This is a genomic window from Enterocloster bolteae (assembly GCF_002234575.2).
GTDB lineage: Bacteria > Bacillota > Clostridia > Lachnospirales > Lachnospiraceae > Enterocloster > Enterocloster bolteae.
The window spans coordinates 468,533-483,832 of record NZ_CP022464.2; the positions used below are offsets into that span (position 1 = coordinate 468,533).

General features: G+C 48.8%; 15 protein-coding genes. All 15 read left to right on the forward strand.

Annotation, left to right across the window (positions count from 1 at the left end; all coding sequences use genetic code 11):
- Positions 1-8 precede the first annotated feature (8 nt).
- The 15 genes from thiM (at position 9) to CGC65_RS02380 (ending at position 15,228) form a co-directional block, all read left to right on the forward strand.
- Positions 9-848 carry a hydroxyethylthiazole kinase gene (thiM, locus tag CGC65_RS02310; protein WP_002566229.1) on the forward strand — a complete coding sequence of 280 codons (840 nt, stop codon included), beginning with the start codon at positions 9-11 and terminating at the stop codon, positions 846-848.
- Positions 835-1,515 (forward strand): thiamine phosphate synthase, encoded by a 681-nt coding sequence (gene thiE / locus CGC65_RS02315; RefSeq protein ID WP_007035637.1) that lies wholly within the window; start codon positions 835-837, stop codon positions 1,513-1,515. Before thiM ends, thiE begins: the two co-directional genes overlap by 14 nt.
- Before the next feature lie 574 nt (positions 1,516-2,089).
- Positions 2,090-3,658 carry an anthranilate synthase component I gene (locus tag CGC65_RS02320; RefSeq protein ID WP_002566227.1) on the forward strand — a complete coding sequence of 523 codons (1,569 nt, stop codon included), beginning with the start codon at positions 2,090-2,092 and terminating at the stop codon, positions 3,656-3,658.
- Complete coding sequence (locus CGC65_RS02325) at positions 3,655-4,287, forward strand: anthranilate synthase component II (protein ID WP_002566226.1); 633 nt, start codon at positions 3,655-3,657, stop codon at positions 4,285-4,287. The genes CGC65_RS02320 and CGC65_RS02325 overlap by 4 nt, the downstream gene beginning before the upstream one ends.
- Before the next feature lie 60 nt (positions 4,288-4,347).
- The gene (gene trpD, locus CGC65_RS02330; protein ID WP_002566225.1) at positions 4,348-5,382 is read left to right on the forward strand and encodes an anthranilate phosphoribosyltransferase; all 1,035 of its coding nucleotides are present in this window, start codon (positions 4,348-4,350) and stop codon (positions 5,380-5,382) included.
- The gene (gene trpC, locus CGC65_RS02335) at positions 5,379-6,209 is read left to right on the forward strand and encodes an indole-3-glycerol phosphate synthase TrpC (RefSeq protein ID WP_002566224.1); all 831 of its coding nucleotides are present in this window, start codon (positions 5,379-5,381) and stop codon (positions 6,207-6,209) included. Before trpD ends, trpC begins: the two co-directional genes overlap by 4 nt.
- An 86-nt stretch (positions 6,210-6,295) precedes the next feature.
- Positions 6,296-6,916: a phosphoribosylanthranilate isomerase gene (locus CGC65_RS02340; protein ID WP_038282534.1), complete on the forward strand. Its 621-nt coding sequence runs from the start codon at positions 6,296-6,298 to the stop codon at positions 6,914-6,916.
- Positions 6,917-6,943: 27 nt separating this feature from the next.
- A complete protein-coding gene (trpB, locus tag CGC65_RS02345) occupies positions 6,944-8,128 on the forward strand; it encodes a tryptophan synthase subunit beta (RefSeq protein ID WP_002566222.1) in 1,185 nt (394 codons plus the stop codon).
- Entirely contained in the window at positions 8,121-8,894 is a 774-nt protein-coding gene (gene trpA / locus CGC65_RS02350; RefSeq protein WP_002566221.1) for a tryptophan synthase subunit alpha, read from the forward strand. The genes trpB and trpA overlap by 8 nt, the downstream gene beginning before the upstream one ends.
- Before the next feature lie 202 nt (positions 8,895-9,096).
- Positions 9,097-9,471, forward strand: coding sequence for a DUF5655 domain-containing protein (locus CGC65_RS02355; RefSeq protein ID WP_002566220.1), 375 nt, complete (start codon positions 9,097-9,099; stop codon positions 9,469-9,471).
- Positions 9,472-9,684: 213 nt separating this feature from the next.
- Positions 9,685-10,767 carry an ABC transporter substrate-binding protein gene (locus CGC65_RS02360; RefSeq protein ID WP_002566219.1) on the forward strand — a complete coding sequence of 361 codons (1,083 nt, stop codon included), beginning with the start codon at positions 9,685-9,687 and terminating at the stop codon, positions 10,765-10,767.
- A gap of 28 nt (positions 10,768-10,795) precedes the next feature.
- Positions 10,796-12,331, forward strand: coding sequence for a sugar ABC transporter ATP-binding protein (locus CGC65_RS02365; RefSeq protein ID WP_002566218.1), 1,536 nt, complete (start codon positions 10,796-10,798; stop codon positions 12,329-12,331).
- Positions 12,324-13,304 carry an ABC transporter permease gene (locus tag CGC65_RS02370; protein ID WP_002566217.1) on the forward strand — a complete coding sequence of 327 codons (981 nt, stop codon included), beginning with the start codon at positions 12,324-12,326 and terminating at the stop codon, positions 13,302-13,304. The genes CGC65_RS02365 and CGC65_RS02370 overlap by 8 nt, the downstream gene beginning before the upstream one ends.
- Positions 13,280-14,257: an ABC transporter permease gene (locus tag CGC65_RS02375; RefSeq protein ID WP_002566216.1), complete on the forward strand. Its 978-nt coding sequence runs from the start codon at positions 13,280-13,282 to the stop codon at positions 14,255-14,257. Before CGC65_RS02370 ends, CGC65_RS02375 begins: the two co-directional genes overlap by 25 nt.
- Positions 14,251-15,228, forward strand: a complete 978-nt coding sequence (locus CGC65_RS02380; RefSeq protein WP_002566215.1) for a family 43 glycosylhydrolase — start codon at positions 14,251-14,253, stop codon at positions 15,226-15,228. Before CGC65_RS02375 ends, CGC65_RS02380 begins: the two co-directional genes overlap by 7 nt.
- The last annotated feature ends 72 nt before the right edge of the window (positions 15,229-15,300 follow it).

Consider the following 15,300-nt stretch of genomic DNA (forward strand, 5'->3'; position numbering starts at 1 on the left):
ATCAGATAATGCAGAGACAATGGATGAAGGACTTAAGGGAGCGCTCTCCCAGAGTCCACTGTATAACCAATTATGTTACGGCAGGGGACGTGGCCAATATGGTCCTGGCCGCAGGCGGCTCTCCTGTTATGGCCCAGGGGCTGCATGAGGTGGAGGATGTTACCTCCATCTGCAGCAGCCTTGTCCTTAACCTGGGGACCCTGGAAGAAAGGACCATACCGGCCATGGAGGCAGCGGGAAGAAAAGCGGCCGGCCTGGGCCTTCCCGTTATCCTGGACCCGGTAGGAGTCACTGCATCACGGTTTCGCAGACAGACAGCCATTGATATAATCCGGAAGACATCCCCTTCTGTGATCCGGGGAAATGAGGCGGAAATCCGAGCCCTGAACCAGGAACTGAGAGGACATGAGACGGGCAACACCTGCGGTGTGGATTCGGAAACCTTTGGCACCATTGAGAGCCGCATGGAAACGGCCTGTTCCCTGAGGGACCTTACAGGCGCGGTTGTGGTTATGACCGGGGTAGAAGATGTGGTGGCCGGAAAAGAAAAAAAGTTTATTGTCAGAAACGGCCATCCCTGGATGGCCAGGATTACAGGCAGCGGCTGTATGCTGGACGGGCTTATGGGAGCGTTCTGCGGTCTGTATGGGGAACCGGGACTGGCCGGTCTGACAGAGGAGGCTGCGGTCACGGCTCTCAGCGCACACGGGCTCTGCGGAGAACTGGCGGCCGCAGAGACTGCAAAGCGGGGAGGCGGGACAGGCACATTCCGCATGTATCTGCTGGATAAAATGAGCCTTCTGGATGACGGGACACTGGAGAGAGGTAAGAAAATTGAGATTCGATAGAAGACAGCTTTTGATTTATGCAGTAACCGACAAGGCATGGATCGGTAAGCTATCCCTTAAGGAGCAGGTGGAGGAGGCGTTAAAAGGCGGCGCAACCATGGTTCAGCTCAGGGAAAAGGAACTGGATAAAGGAAATTTTGAGGAAGTGCTGAGAACGGCCTGGGACATCCGCAGAATCACAGAAGACTATAATGTGCCCCTTATGATTGACGACAATCTGGAGCTGGCTCTGGCCTGCCGCGCGGACGGCCTCCATGTGGGCCAAAACGATATGGAGGCGTCTGAGGCCAGAAGGCTTCTGGGGCCTGACCGTATACTGGGAGTTACGGCAAAAACAGTGGACCAGGCCAGAAAAGCCCAGGCAGCAGGTGCAGATTATCTGGGCAGCGGGGCCATATTCGGCACCAGCACAAAAGCAGATGCGCGTCCCATGACAATGGAGACCCTGAATGCAATCTGTGACTGTGTGGACATTCCGGTGGTGGCCATCGGAGGAATCTGTCTGGATAACATAGGACATCTGGCCGGCAGCCATGCAGCGGGAGCAGCCATTGTTTCAGGCATATTCGGGGCGCCGAATATACGGGAGACCACAGAAAAGCTGGTAAAAGCAATGGAGGAGATAACACGGCTGTCCGGGCAGGACCTGCGGGCCGGCTCAGTGTAAGAAAATGGAAAAAATATAAAAACTTTGTAAAAAACCATTGACATTTGGAAATGGGCTGATTATAATGAGTTCAACATTCAACAAAACATAAAAAACTGTTGAGCAGGAGTAAGTAAGATTGTAATTCCAGGCGCAGAGAGCTTCCGGCCGGTGTAAGGGAGCATTGGATTAGAGTCTGAATGGACCTGCGAGGGCAGCTGGAAACCAGGGTCATAGAGATATGTCTGATGGGAGTATGGGCTGACGGGTATCCCACCGTTACCAGGGAGAACGCATGATGGTGCGTTGCAGAGCGGGCGTATTTTATTTCTTTGTTCGATGACACAGCATCAGGTTAATTTTAACTTGATGCTTTTTTAATTCCCAGACCGGAGAATGGCGGGGAGAGTGCAGGACATGGAAAGCGCCAACCAGGGTGGTACCGCAGAAGCCGGAAGAAGCTTTTGTCCCTGCTGATTACAGATGTAGTCAGCAGGGATAAGGGCTTCTTTTTTTGATGAATGTGATGCCCGGACCCGGGGATGGTGATGGGATCAGAATAAACAGCCGGTTTGAAGGAAAGGAGTTAAGGTAAATGATAATCCCAGCTTGCAATGAAATATTAAGTCTGTCGGGGGAATACGATATAATTCCCATCTGCCGCGAGATTTACGCGGATGTAGTGACACCCATAACACTGCTCAGACGTATAGCGGAGAGGAGCAGCCGTTTTTACCTGTTGGAAAGCATAGAGGGCGGCGAAAAATGGGGACGCTACTCCTTTCTCGGATATAACCCGGTGATGCGCGTTGCCTGCCGCTGCGGGAAGGTCAAGATTGAGAGCCATGTCAGCCGGTTTCCATCCAGGGAAATACAAACAGATCATCCCATGGATGTGCTTCGTGAGATATTGGCACAGTACAAGTCGCCCCGGCTGAAAGGGCAGCCGCCCTTTACCGGTGGATTTGTGGGGTACTTTGCATATGCAATGATTGAGTACGCAGAGCCGACCCTTCATATCAGCAGAGGCGGCGCAAATGACTTTGACCTGATGCTCTTTGACAAGGTCATAGCCTATGACCACCTGAAACAGAAGATACAGATTGTGGTTAACATGAAAACCGGCAGGACAGAGAGGGGAATTTGTGAAGAGCTGGAGCGGTGCAAAGGCCGGAAGCGTTGTGAAGGCCGGGAAAATGGGAACACCTCCGGCGGTCTGGAATATTTGATGAAGGAGTACAAAAGGGCCTGTGAGGAAATACAGGAAATGGCCTCCCTTATCAGTGACACGGCACCTCTTAAGAGGCTGTCCTCGCCGGAGAAACCATCCTTTGTATGCAGTGTTTCCAAAGAAGAGTTCTGCGGTACGGTGGAAAAGACAAAGGAGTATATTCTGGACGGGGATATCTTTCAGGCAGTTATATCCAGACAGTTTACCAGTTCCTATGAAGGCAGTCTGCTGAACGCCTACCGGGTTTTAAGGACGACCAACCCATCTCCTTACATGGTTTATATGAACATAGACCAGGATGAAATCATCAGTACATCCCCGGAAACACTGGTCCGCCTTGAAAACGGGCGCCTTACTACCTTTCCGGTAGCCGGTTCCCGGCCCAGGGGAGCCGGGGACGAGGAGGACAGAAGGCTGGAGGAAGAACTTCTGGCAGATGAAAAGGAACTTTCCGAGCACAATATGCTGGTGGATTTGGGAAGGAATGATATTGGACGCATCGCTGAGTTCGGGTCCGTGGAGGTGACGGAGTACAAGATGATACACAAGTATTCCAAAATCATGCATATCTGTTCCCAGGTGGAAGGAAATATAAAACCCGGCCTGGACGGCTGTTCGGCGGTGGAGGCCCTGCTTCCGGCAGGCACCCTATCGGGAGCGCCTAAGATAAGGGCGTGTGAGATTATTGAAAAACTGGAGTCGGTTCCCCGCGGAATCTACGGGGGAGCCCTGGGATACCTGGATTTTACCGGAAACCTGGACACATGCATCGCCATACGCATGGCGGTAAAGCAGGCAGGAAAGGTTACGGTCCAGGCCGGGGGCGGAATCGTGGCGGACAGTGTTCCGGAACTGGAATACGAGGAATCAGCAAATAAAGCCAAGGCCGTCATTCAGGCCATCCTTCAGGCAGGGGAGGTAGACGACAGATGATCGTATTAATTGATAATTATGACAGCTTTTCCTATAACCTGGTACAGATGATTGGGAGTATTGAGCCGGATATAAAGGTAGTCCGCAACGACCAGGTAACCGTGGATGACATAGAAAGCATGAAACCAAGCCACCTGATACTGTCGCCCGGACCGGGATATCCCCGGGATGCCGGCATACTGGAGGAAGCAGTGATAAAGCTTAAGGGAAAAATGCCCATTCTGGGCGTGTGCCTGGGACATCAGGGTATATGCGAGGCATTCGGCGGAACCATTGCCCATGCAAAGAAGCTGATGCACGGAAAGCAGAGCGATATCAGGCTGGACAGTCATATAAAGGAAGAAAAGTCCGGACTTCCGGAAAAGATGGGATGCGGATGCCGGTTATTTGAAGGTCTGCCGTCCGTTATACCGGCTGCCAGATATCATTCCCTGTCCGCAGTGCCTGAGAGCCTGCCCGAGGAACTGGAAGTGGTGGCCCTGGACTGTATGGAAGGAGAGGTCATGGCAGTTTCGCACAGGGACTATCCCATATACGGGCTGCAGTTCCATCCCGAATCCATATTAACGCCGGATGGAAGGAAGATACTGGAAAACTTCCTTAATATCGGGATGATACAGGCAATGTAAATGGTGAGAGACAAACAAAACAGAAATAAAAATCAGGCATTGTAAAAAAGGAGAATGACTATGATACAGAAAGCAATTCATGAATTGGTAGAAAATAAGAATCTGGATTTTGAAACAACCAAGGAGGTTATGGATGAAATCATGAGCGGAAACGCCACCCAGGCGCAGATATCCTCATTTCTCACAGCCCTGAGGATGAAGGGAGAGACCATTGATGAGATTACGGCCTGCGCCACTGTTATGCGTGATAAGGCGGTAAAGCTGTCGCCACCCTTTCCGGTGATGGACATTGTGGGAACAGGAGGAGACGAGGTGGGAACCTTTAATATTTCCACCACCAGCGCATTTGTGGCTGCCGCCGGAGGCATACGGGTGGCAAAACATGGAAACCGCAGCGTATCCAGTAAGAGCGGCGCGGCAGATGTGCTGGAAAGACTGGGGGCAGAGCTGGCTCTGACGGCGGAACAGGCTGAAACTGTTTTAGAGGACACTGGAATGTGCTTCCTGTTCGCGCCGGCATACCATTCTTCTATGAAATATGCGGCTCCTGTGAGGAAAGAAATAGGAATCAGAAGTATATTTAACATATTAGGCCCCCTGTCCAATCCGGCAGGCGCATCCATGCAGCTGTTAGGGGTGTACAGCCGGGATTTGGTGGAACCGCTGGCCCAGGTGCTGGCTAACCTGGGAGTTACCAGGGGAATGGTGGTATGCGGGGGAGACGGACTGGATGAAGCGACACTTACCGGCCCCACCCATGTATGTGAAATCCGTTACGGGAAAATTACGGCTTATGATATGACGCCTGAGGAATTGGGCCTGACCGTATGCAATCTGGAAGAACTCATCGGAGGAACACCAGAGGAGAATGCACAGATAACAAGGAATATCCTGTCCGGAAGCCTGAAAGGACCGAAGCGGGATGTAGTGGTTTTGAACGCGGCCATCAGCTTATATCTGGGAATTGATGACTGCACGGTGAGGGACTGTGTCAAGACGGCACAGGACATGATTGATTCCGGAGCAGCCATGGCTAAGATGGAAGAATTTATCCAGGCAACCAAAAAAGCAGCAGGAGAGGTGAAGGCGTCATGATACTGGATACCATTGCCCGGTCCGCCGGGAAACGGGTGGAGCAAAGGAAGCAGGTAAAACCGCTGGAACAGGTGATGAAGGAAGCTTTTAAATGCAGAGAGAGAGAAGGCATTAAAAGGGAAGATATTAAAGGGGAAGACGGAACAGGCGGAGGATATTCTTTTAAGGCGGCGCTGTCTAAACCGGGAGTCTCCTTTATCTGTGAGGTTAAAAAGGCTTCGCCCTCAAAGGGACTGATTGCTCCTGATTTTCCTTATGTGGAAATAGCCAGACAATACCAGGAAGCCGGCGCAGATGCCGTATCCGTATTGACCGAGCCTGAATTCTTTTTAGGAGCTGACCGATACCTGGAGGAAATCCATGGTGAGATAGGCCTTCCGCTGCTGCGCAAGGATTTTACCGTGGACGAATACCAGATTTATGAGGCAAAGGTGCTGGGAGCCTCCGCTGTCCTGCTGATCTGTTCCCTTTTGGACATGGAACAGCTCAAACGGTATATGGGCATCTGCGGCAGACTGGGCCTTAACTCCCTGGTGGAAGCCCATACGGACCGGGAAGTGGCTATGGCAGCAGAGGCAGGGGCCGATATCATTGGAATCAATAACCGCAATCTGGACACGTTTGAGGTAGACTTCACAAACGCCCTGAGGCTCAGGAAGCTGGTGGACCGGGGCACCATATTTGTGGCAGAGAGCGGAATCAGGACGCCTGAGGATATAGAGCTTTTGGCGGAGAACCAGGTAGATGCGGTTCTTGTGGGAGAGACACTGATGCGGGCGGCAGATAAAAAGCAGGCTCTCAGGGAACTTAAGTCCCGGATACGGTAGGGCCGGACATGAACCGGGACAGATAGAGGAAACAGGACAGATAGGGAATCAGAACAGATAGAGGAAACAGAGCAGGGAGATGAATGATGAAGACATGCAGGCTTAAGATATGCGGTCTCAGCCGGTTTGGAGATATACTGGCGGCCAATGACATTCTGCCGGACTATATCGGCTTTGTATTTGCCGAGAGCAGCCGCAGGGTTACGCCTGATAAGGCCGCCCAGTTAAGGCGGGAGCTGGATAAGAGAATCAGAGCCGTGGGCGTATTTGTCAAAGCGCCCATGGAGGAGATACTGGAGCTGGCAGGGCACCGGGAAAAGGAAAGGGTGATTGACCTGATACAGCTCCACGGAGATGAGGATGAGGCTTACATAAGACAACTGAAGAAACACACCCCGCTTCCGGTCATCAAGGCGGTGCGGGTCAGAAGCAGGGAACAGATTTTAAAAGCCCAGGAGCTGTCCTGCGATTACCTGCTTCTGGACACCTATACAAAGGGCAGGTACGGAGGCAGCGGCACCCAGTTTGACTGGAATATGATACCGGAGTTAAAAAAGCCTTATTTCCTGGCAGGCGGCATCCATCTGGGCAACATAAGACAGGCGGCATCCCATGGACCCTACTGCATTGATGTCAGCAGCGCGGTGGAAACAGGGGGCAGGAAGGACAGAAGGAAGATGGAGGAAATAGCCCAGGTCCTGCGGTAAAAAATCGTTTAAAAAGGAGAAACAGAAATGTCAAGAGGAAGATTTGGAATCCATGGCGGCCAGTTCATACCGGAAACACTGATGAGCGCTGTTACGGAATTGGAAGAAGCATATGAGTATTATAAAAAGGATCCACAGTTTAAGGCTGAGTTAAAGTATCTGCTGGAGGAATACACAGGCCGTCCGTCACGTCTCTACTATGCAGAGAAGATGACAAAGGACCTGGGCGGGGCCAGGATTTACCTGAAACGAGAGGACTTAAACCACACCGGTTCCCACAAAATCAACAACGCACTGGGGCAGGTCCTTCTGGCCAAAAAGATGGGAAAGACCAGGGTTATAGCCGAGACAGGAGCCGGACAGCACGGTGTGGCCACTGCCACCGCAGCAGCCCTGTTGGGTCTGGAATGCGAGGTTTACATGGGCAAGGAGGATACGGACCGCCAGGCACTTAATGTATACCGTATGGAGCTGTTAGGGGCCAAGGTGCATCCGGTGACCAGCGGAACCCAGACATTAAAGGATGCTGTCAATGAAACGCTCAGGGAGTGGACTAACCGTATCTCTGATACACATTATGTCATAGGTTCTGTCATGGGTCCCCATCCCTTCCCCATGATGGTAAGGGATTTCCAGAGTGTTATCAGCAGGGAAATCAAAGAGCAGCTTATGGAGAAGGAAGGAAAGCTTCCCGATATGGTAATTGCCTGTGTGGGCGGCGGAAGCAATGCAATGGGAGCCTTTTATGAATTTATAGATGAAAAGGACGTGAAGCTGGTAGGCTGCGAGGCAGCGGGCCGGGGTGTGGAGACAGAGCAGACCGCAGCTACCATAGCAACAGGCCGTCTGGGCATTTTCCACGGCATGAAATCTTATTTCTGCCAGGATGAGTATGGACAGATTGCACCAGTGTATTCCATCTCAGCTGGTTTGGATTATCCGGGTATCGGGCCGGAGCACGCGCAGCTGCATGACAGCGGCAGGGCACAGTATGTTCCTGTGACAGATGATGAGGCAGTGGATTCCTTTGAATATCTGTCACGTATGGAAGGAATCATACCGGCAGTGGAGAGCGCGCACGCGGTGGCCTATGCCAGGAAGATAGCTGGTTCCATGGATAAAGACCAGATTATTGTTATCAATCTTTCCGGCAGGGGAGACAAGGATGTGGCGGCAATTGCCAGATATAAGGGGGTAGAACTCTATGAATAGGATACAGCAGGTTTTTGAGAATAAGAAGGCATTCATACCTTTCATAACAGCAGGCGACCCGGACCTTTCCGTGACAGAGGCCCTTGTGCCGGCCATGGCAGAGGCAGGAGCGGATTTGATTGAGCTGGGCATACCATTTTCCGATCCGGTGGCGGAGGGAATTGTCATCCAGGAGGCTGACCTTCGGGCCCTGGCCTCCGGAACCACCACAGATAAAATATTTGATACGGTGCGCCGGATACGTCAAAAAACGGATGTGCCGCTGGCATTTATGACCTATATTAACCCTGTGTTTGCATATGGTGTGGATAAGTTTATGAAAAATGCAGCTGATTGTGGAATAGATGCCCTGATTGTACCGGATATGCCCTTTGAAGAGCGGGAGGAACTGCTGCCGGCATGCAAAAAATACGATATGACCCTGATATATCTGGTGGCTCCCACATCCAGGGAACGGGCCCAGGCCATAGCCAGGGAATCCGACGGATTTGTGTACTGTGTATCATCTCTTGGAGTCACTGGCGTCCGAAGCGAGATTACCACCAATATTAAGGAAATGGTGGACACCGTAAAGCAGGGCAGGGATGTGCCATGTGCCATAGGATTCGGCATCTCCACTCCGGAACAGGCCAGCAGGATGGCCTCACAGGCAGACGGGGTTATCGTGGGAAGTGCCATTGTGAAAATGGTTGCCAGATACGGAATAAACTGTGTGGAGCCTGTCTGCGATTATGTAAAGCAGATGAAGGCGGCGGTTGGAGTATAGACAGTACGGACCGGTACTAATTGACAGGCACTAAAGGGGCCGCGGCAGAGTATGCCGCAGGGCCCCTTTTTGATGGAAAAAACTATATTTTATACATGTTCATGGAAAATACTCACAGACAGCAGGTAAGAATAAATAATTCAGGATTAATCTTGTGATATAATCGGAATAGGATACATCACTTTCAGAAGGGAGGAGTCATATGGATTCATCAGTACTGTTGTTTTTTGAAAAAATGCCCCAGGCCCTGCCTATTTATGAGGCGTTCACAAAGCGTCTGCTTAAGGAGCTGGGACCCGTTCAGGTTAAGGTCCAGAAATCACAGATTGCCTTTTCAAACCGTTACCAGTTTGCTTTTATCTGGCACCCTTCCAGACGGTTCAGGGGCAGAAAGGGTGTTTATATGGTTGTAACGTTCGGAGTAAGCCATCGCATAGAAGACAGCCGGATTGAGGCGGCAACAGAGCCTTACCCCAACCGCTGGACCCATCATGTGATTGTACAGAGTGCGGATGAGATAGATGATAAGCTGATGGGGTGGATCAGGGAGGCTTATGAGTTTGCGTTGGTGAAATAGGGAAACAGCCAATCAGGGGAAATTGAAGATTGAATGCGATATGCGGTTTGTCCGGCGGGGGACAGCCGCATATCTGCGTTTTTGGCATAAGAGAGGGGGCGTATGTCCCAAAGAAAACAAAAGTTTTCAAAAGATAATTAATTTAACCGTAAATAATAAAAATCTATAATGGATATACCAGTAAACAGTAAGGAACATAGAAGGAGGAAGGAAATGAGGAAAAAAGGTTTATGTATGGCAGCAACATTATTGGCAGCAGCAATATTTTGTTCAGGATGTTCGACTGATACATCCCCATCCGGTAATACAACAGTAGGGCAACAGAGTAGTGCTGCCCAGACCGGGGAAACTGTAAAGAAAGAAACGGACACCAGTAGCGAAAAAGAGGCACCTGCCCAGGATGGTGGGAACAAAATAGTAAATGTTTCTGATTATCTGATTGGGTATTCACAGTTGGCTAATACAGGAACATACCGGATAGCTGAGACCAATAGTATGAAGGATGAGGCTGAAAAGAGAGGTTTCAAATTGATTGTCACGGATGCTCAGGACAATACAGCCAAACAGGTATCTGACGTGGAAGATCTGATTGCCCAGAATATTGATTTGCTTATACTGTCTCCCAGGGAATTTGAGGGACTGGAAACGGCACTTCAGACAGCGAAAGAGAATTCTGTCCCTGTTATACTGGTAGACAGGCTTGCTAAAGGGGAGGCGGGTGTGGACTATGTCACGTATATTGCCACTGATTTTGTTTGGGAAGGACAGGCGGCAGGAGAATGGCTTAAGGATAAGACTGGAGGAACCTGCAATATCATCGAGCTTACTGGAACAGTGGGATCCTCTTCTGCCCAGGACAGGGCTACAGGGTTCGCTGGTGTTGTGGACCAGAATGAGGGGATGAAGATTATTGCATCCCAGACAGGAAACTTTGAACGGTCTGAAGGACAGAAGGTAATGGAGAATTTACTTCAGGCCCATGGGGGCGAGGTGGATGCAGTGTTCTGCCATAATGACCAAATGGCTTTGGGAGCAGTTCAGGCTATAAAAGCAGCTGGTTATAAACCCAATGAGGATATTCTGGTAATAGGAATAGATGGGGAAATGGATTCATTTAAATCTGTTATAGCCGGAGAAATGTCGGCAACTGTTGTCAGCAGCCCTATGTATGGGCCGATTACCTTTGATACAGTAGAAAAGATCCTTGCAGGACAGGAGGTCCCGGAACAGACTATCATGGAGGGCGTGGTGGTAGATGCAGGAAATGCACAGGAAAATATGGAACTGGCATACTAAATAGAATTGTATGGATGAAGGAGCGGCCATGGAGAATCAGTATTTATTAGAGATGCAAAACATTTCAAAAGGATTCCCGGGTGTCCAGGCAATCAAACAGGTGGACTTTAAGGTTGGATATGGAGAAGTTCATGGATTGATGGGAGAAAATGGGGCTGGAAAATCTACCTTGATGAAGATTTTGAATGGCCTCTACAGCAGTGACAGTGGCAGAGTCCTGTTTGATGGAAAGGAAATACACCCCCAGTCCTCCCTGGAAGCTCAGAAACTGGGAATTAGTACCATCTATCAGGAGCTGAACCTTATACCGGAATTGAGTATATGTGAAAATATATATATTGGCAGAGAACCTATGGGAAAATGGGGAATAGACTGGAAGAAAATTGAGAATAATGCCAGGGAACTTTTGGCAGGTATTGGCCTGGATTATGATGTAAAGCAGCCTCTTAGCCTACAGGGGGCTGCCGTGGCACAGATGGTAGCTATTGCAAGAGCGCTTGCCATTCAGTCAAAGCTGGTAGTGATGGATGAACCTACTTCTTCTCTGGATAATCAGGAGGTTAAGATTTTGTTTCAGGTCATCCGAAGACTTAAGAGCCAGGGAGTGTCTATTATTTTCATATCACACCGCTTAAATGAAGTTTATGAAATTTGTGATAGGGTTACGATTCTGAAGGACGGTGTGTGTGAAGGCGAATATGGCATTAATGAACTGGATGAGATATCCCTTGTTTCCAAAATGATTGGGCAAAAGGTGGAGAATAGTGAAGCGCGGCTGCAGAATGACGATTTTCATAGTACTAGCCAGCCTCTCTGCGAAATGGAAAAAATTACTAATAGAAAGTTGAGAGAGGTTTCGTTTAAAATGTATCCAGGAGAAGTGTTAGGATTTGCAGGGCTGCTTGGTTCCGGCAGGACAGAGCTTATTAAGGTATTGTTTGGGGAAGATACTGATTACAAGGGGAATATTGTCATTAATAAAAGGAAGGTCAGGTTTAAAATGCCGTCAGATGCTATCAGACAGGGAATGGCACTTTGTCCGGAAGACCGCAGAACCGAAGGAATCATACCAAACCTGTCAGTACGTGAGAATATTTCCATCGTTCTTCTTCCAAAGCTGACTAAAATGGGGATCATATCAAAAAATTCCCAGGAGAAAGTGGTGAAAGAGTTCATTGAGAAACTAGGTATCAAAACGCCCGATATGGAACAGAAAGTTAAAAACTTAAGCGGCGGTAACCAGCAAAAAGTATTGTTGGCAAGATGGCTCTGCACATCTCCCAGGCTGGTAATTATGGATGAGCCTACCAGAGGAATCGATGTGGGGGCAAAAGCGGAAATCGAAAAGATTGTGCGGGATTTGGCAAAGCAGGGAATGAGCGTAATCATGATTTCTTCGGAAATCAGCGAGGTGGTAAGAAACAGCAACAGGGTAATGGTAATGAGGGATGGGCATAAATTGGGCGAACTTACTGGTGGGGAAATCAACCAGGAAGAAATCATGAAGAGGATAGCTGACAATAGAGTATTCAGCAAGTGCGGAAAAGAGGCGCAATATGAGTAAATTGTTAAAAAAGTACGGAGTATACCTGGCTCTCTTTGCGATGGTAGCGTTTAACAGCCTGGTTACCAGGAACTTCTTCAGCCTAAATACCTGCTGGAATATCATGATTCAGAGCACAACTGTGATGTTTGTTTCTCTTGGAATGACAGCTGCCATAGCTTCAGGAGGAATTGATATATCTATCGGTCCAGTCATGGCTCTAAGCGCTATTGTGTTTGCCAGACTGTTAGATATTTCGGTAATGGGTGCTTTTATATGTGCGCTGGCGTTAGCTCTTCTTTGCGGAGCAATGAATGGGTTTATCATTGCCAGATTTTCCATCCAGCCAATGATTGTTACTCTGGGAATGATGAATATGGTCCGGGGATTTGCTGAGCTGGTCAATGATGGAAGGACATATTCCTTTTCTCATCCTGTCATATCAAATCTTGGGTTTTATAAGGTGCTTGGTGTGGTACCAATCCAGGTTCTGTTCATTATTATTGCAGTTGGAGCTATGTACATATTAATCAAGCGGACACGTTTTGGCGCTTATGTAGAAACTATAGGTGACAATCCAAAGGCGGCCAGGCTTTCTGGAATAAGGATTTCGGGTATGATGGTACTTATTTACATGCTCAGCGGTTTTCTTGCGGGAGCAGCGGGTTTAGTAGAGGCGCTACGCATGTCTGCGGCAGATCCCATTAATTTCGGGCTTCAGATAGAAGTAGATGCTATTGCTTCTACTGCAATCGGCGGCACTAATATGGCAGGAGGAAAGGCTAACCTGGCGGGAACCGTGGCCGGTGTGTTTATCATGCAGCTCATAACGGTTATGGTGAATATGAATAATGTTCCGTATTCCTATTCTCTGGTTATCAAGACATTGGTTGTCATTATTGCGGTTTGTGCTCAGAACGGAAAGTTTACGAGATTGGTGAGATTCAGGAAGAGGATGGAGGTGAATGCATGGGCGATTCAAAAAAATATATAGTCTGGATACAAGAAAAGAGTGCAGTTGTTGTATTTTTGTTTCTGTTTCTGATATCAGCCCTGCGGTATAAACAATTCTTTACTCCTATCAACCTGATAAATCTATTCAGACAGTCCAGCATTATAGGTGTCATTGCTGTGGGAATGACGTTTGTTATCATAACAGGATGCATCGATTTATCGGTAGGTGCCATTGTAGCGGTGTGTGGTATCCTGGCAGCACGAATGTGTACAGTGAACATTGTAGCTGCAATCCTGGTACCTTTGTGTGTGGGAGCGCTTATTGGAATTATTAATGGAACCTTTGTTACCAAGCTGGAGGTGCCGCCCTGGATTACATCTCTGTCAATGATGATGTGCCTCAGAGGGATAGCCTATATCATGACCAATGAAAGTTCTGTAAATGTGGAGAAGGTTTCCCCGGCATTTCAGATGATTGGAAGGGGAAAGATATTAGGCCTGCCGGTTCCGGGCATCCTTTTTCTTCTCTTTGTGGTGATTGGGACCTACGGCCTTAAATATACAAGATTTGGCAGGAGCGTATATGCCACAGGAGGAAACCGGGAGGGAGCCAGGATGATGGGGATACGGATTGACAAGACAATCATCTTATCTTATATGTTGTGCGGCATTGGCGCAGCCATGTCGGGTCTGATTCTTGCCTCCAGGCTGGGAGCGGCCCAATCAACTGCGGGAGAGCTTTATGAGATGCAGGTTATTGCAGCAGTGGTCTTGGGCGGTACGCTTCTGACCGGTGGGGTAGGCCATATGCCAGGAACTCTGTTCGGCGTATTTACTATGAGCATGATAACGAATATTTTTAATATGCAGGGAAATATCAGCACCTGGTGGCAGAATGTAATCATGGGATTTATGATTCTGGCTATTGTCATTATGCAGTCTGGTCTGGAACAGATAAAAATGAAAAAGAGTGAGGAGGAAGCCATATGTTGAATTATGATCCATGTACCATTGGATGTCAGGCTGGTTGGAGGAAGTATGAACATAATCCTGTTCTTGGGGATAGTGGGGATTTCTGTTTTGACAATCATGTATTGAAGGTAGGAGACAAGCTGAGGATGTATTTTTCCTGGAGAACACATTACAGCATAGCATACACTGAAAGCGAGGACGGGCTTCATTGGGGGGAACGTCATGTGGTGTTAAGTCCCAGACAGGATATTTCCTGGGAGGAGGATTTGAACAGGCCCGCCATTGACTACAGAAATGGGGTGTTTCATATGTGGTATTCCAGCCAGACAACCGGAGGCTTTAATAAGAGAAAATGGGTAGACTCATATATGGAAGCATCAAAGGAGGATAAAGGAGGATCCGTTATAGGATATGCCTGGAGCCGTGATGGGATTTTCTGGGAGAGACTAGAAGAACCGGTAGTGGTTCCGGATTGTACATGGGAAAAACGTTCTCTGATGTGCCCGACTATTTTGTGGGACCAGAAGAAGGAAATATATAAGCTGTGGTATTGTGGAGGCGGGTGGTTTGAACCTGATGCTATTGGCTATGCTGAAAGCAAGGACGGGATTGTATGGGAAAAATGTGGAAAGAACCCGGTATTTACACCGGATAAGAAGAACCTTTGGGAAAGGGCCCATGTGGCTGGCTGTCAGGTGATACAAATGGATGGCTGGTATTATATGTTTTATATCGGTTATGAAGATTTGTTTAAAGCCAGAATCTGTCTGGCCAGGTCAAAGGACGGTGTAAGCGGATGGGAACGTCATCCCATGAACCCTATTATCTCAGCCGGACTTCCAGGCGCATGGGATTGTGAGTCCATCTATAAGCCGTTCCTATATTTCGATGAAGACCAGGACAGATGGCTGATGTACTTCAATGCCAGGACGGGAACAACTGAGCGTATAGGTATTGCAATCCACAACGGACGGGATTTCTGGAATGGTTGATAGACGTGTGGTTACTTAAATAAATTCAATGAAAGGCAGCAGGTTCAAGAGAACACCCCAGGCTAATCCTGG

Bases quoted from the DNA above. Each gene is read 5' to 3' on its own strand.
- thiM (WP_002566229.1), top strand. From the start codon at position 9: ATGCAGAGACAATGGATGAAGGACTTAAGGGAGCGCTCTCCCAGAGTC.
- CGC65_RS02320 (WP_002566227.1), top strand. From the start codon at position 2,090: ATGATAATCCCAGCTTGCAATGAAATATTAAGTCTGTCGGGGGAATAC.
- CGC65_RS02325 (WP_002566226.1), top strand. From the start codon at position 3,655: ATGATCGTATTAATTGATAATTATGACAGCTTTTCCTATAACCTGGTA.
- trpD (WP_002566225.1), top strand. From the start codon at position 4,348: ATGATACAGAAAGCAATTCATGAATTGGTAGAAAATAAGAATCTGGAT.
- trpC (WP_002566224.1), top strand. From the start codon at position 5,379: ATGATACTGGATACCATTGCCCGGTCCGCCGGGAAACGGGTGGAGCAA.
- CGC65_RS02340 (WP_038282534.1), top strand. From the start codon at position 6,296: ATGAAGACATGCAGGCTTAAGATATGCGGTCTCAGCCGGTTTGGAGAT.
- trpB (WP_002566222.1), top strand. From the start codon at position 6,944: ATGTCAAGAGGAAGATTTGGAATCCATGGCGGCCAGTTCATACCGGAA.
- trpA (WP_002566221.1), top strand. From the start codon at position 8,121: ATGAATAGGATACAGCAGGTTTTTGAGAATAAGAAGGCATTCATACCT.
- CGC65_RS02355 (WP_002566220.1), top strand. From the start codon at position 9,097: ATGGATTCATCAGTACTGTTGTTTTTTGAAAAAATGCCCCAGGCCCTG.
- CGC65_RS02360 (WP_002566219.1), top strand. From the start codon at position 9,685: ATGAGGAAAAAAGGTTTATGTATGGCAGCAACATTATTGGCAGCAGCA.
- CGC65_RS02365 (WP_002566218.1), top strand. From the start codon at position 10,796: ATGGAGAATCAGTATTTATTAGAGATGCAAAACATTTCAAAAGGATTC.
- CGC65_RS02370 (WP_002566217.1), top strand. From the start codon at position 12,324: ATGAGTAAATTGTTAAAAAAGTACGGAGTATACCTGGCTCTCTTTGCG.
- CGC65_RS02375 (WP_002566216.1), top strand. From the start codon at position 13,280: ATGGGCGATTCAAAAAAATATATAGTCTGGATACAAGAAAAGAGTGCA.
- CGC65_RS02380 (WP_002566215.1), top strand. From the start codon at position 14,251: ATGTTGAATTATGATCCATGTACCATTGGATGTCAGGCTGGTTGGAGG.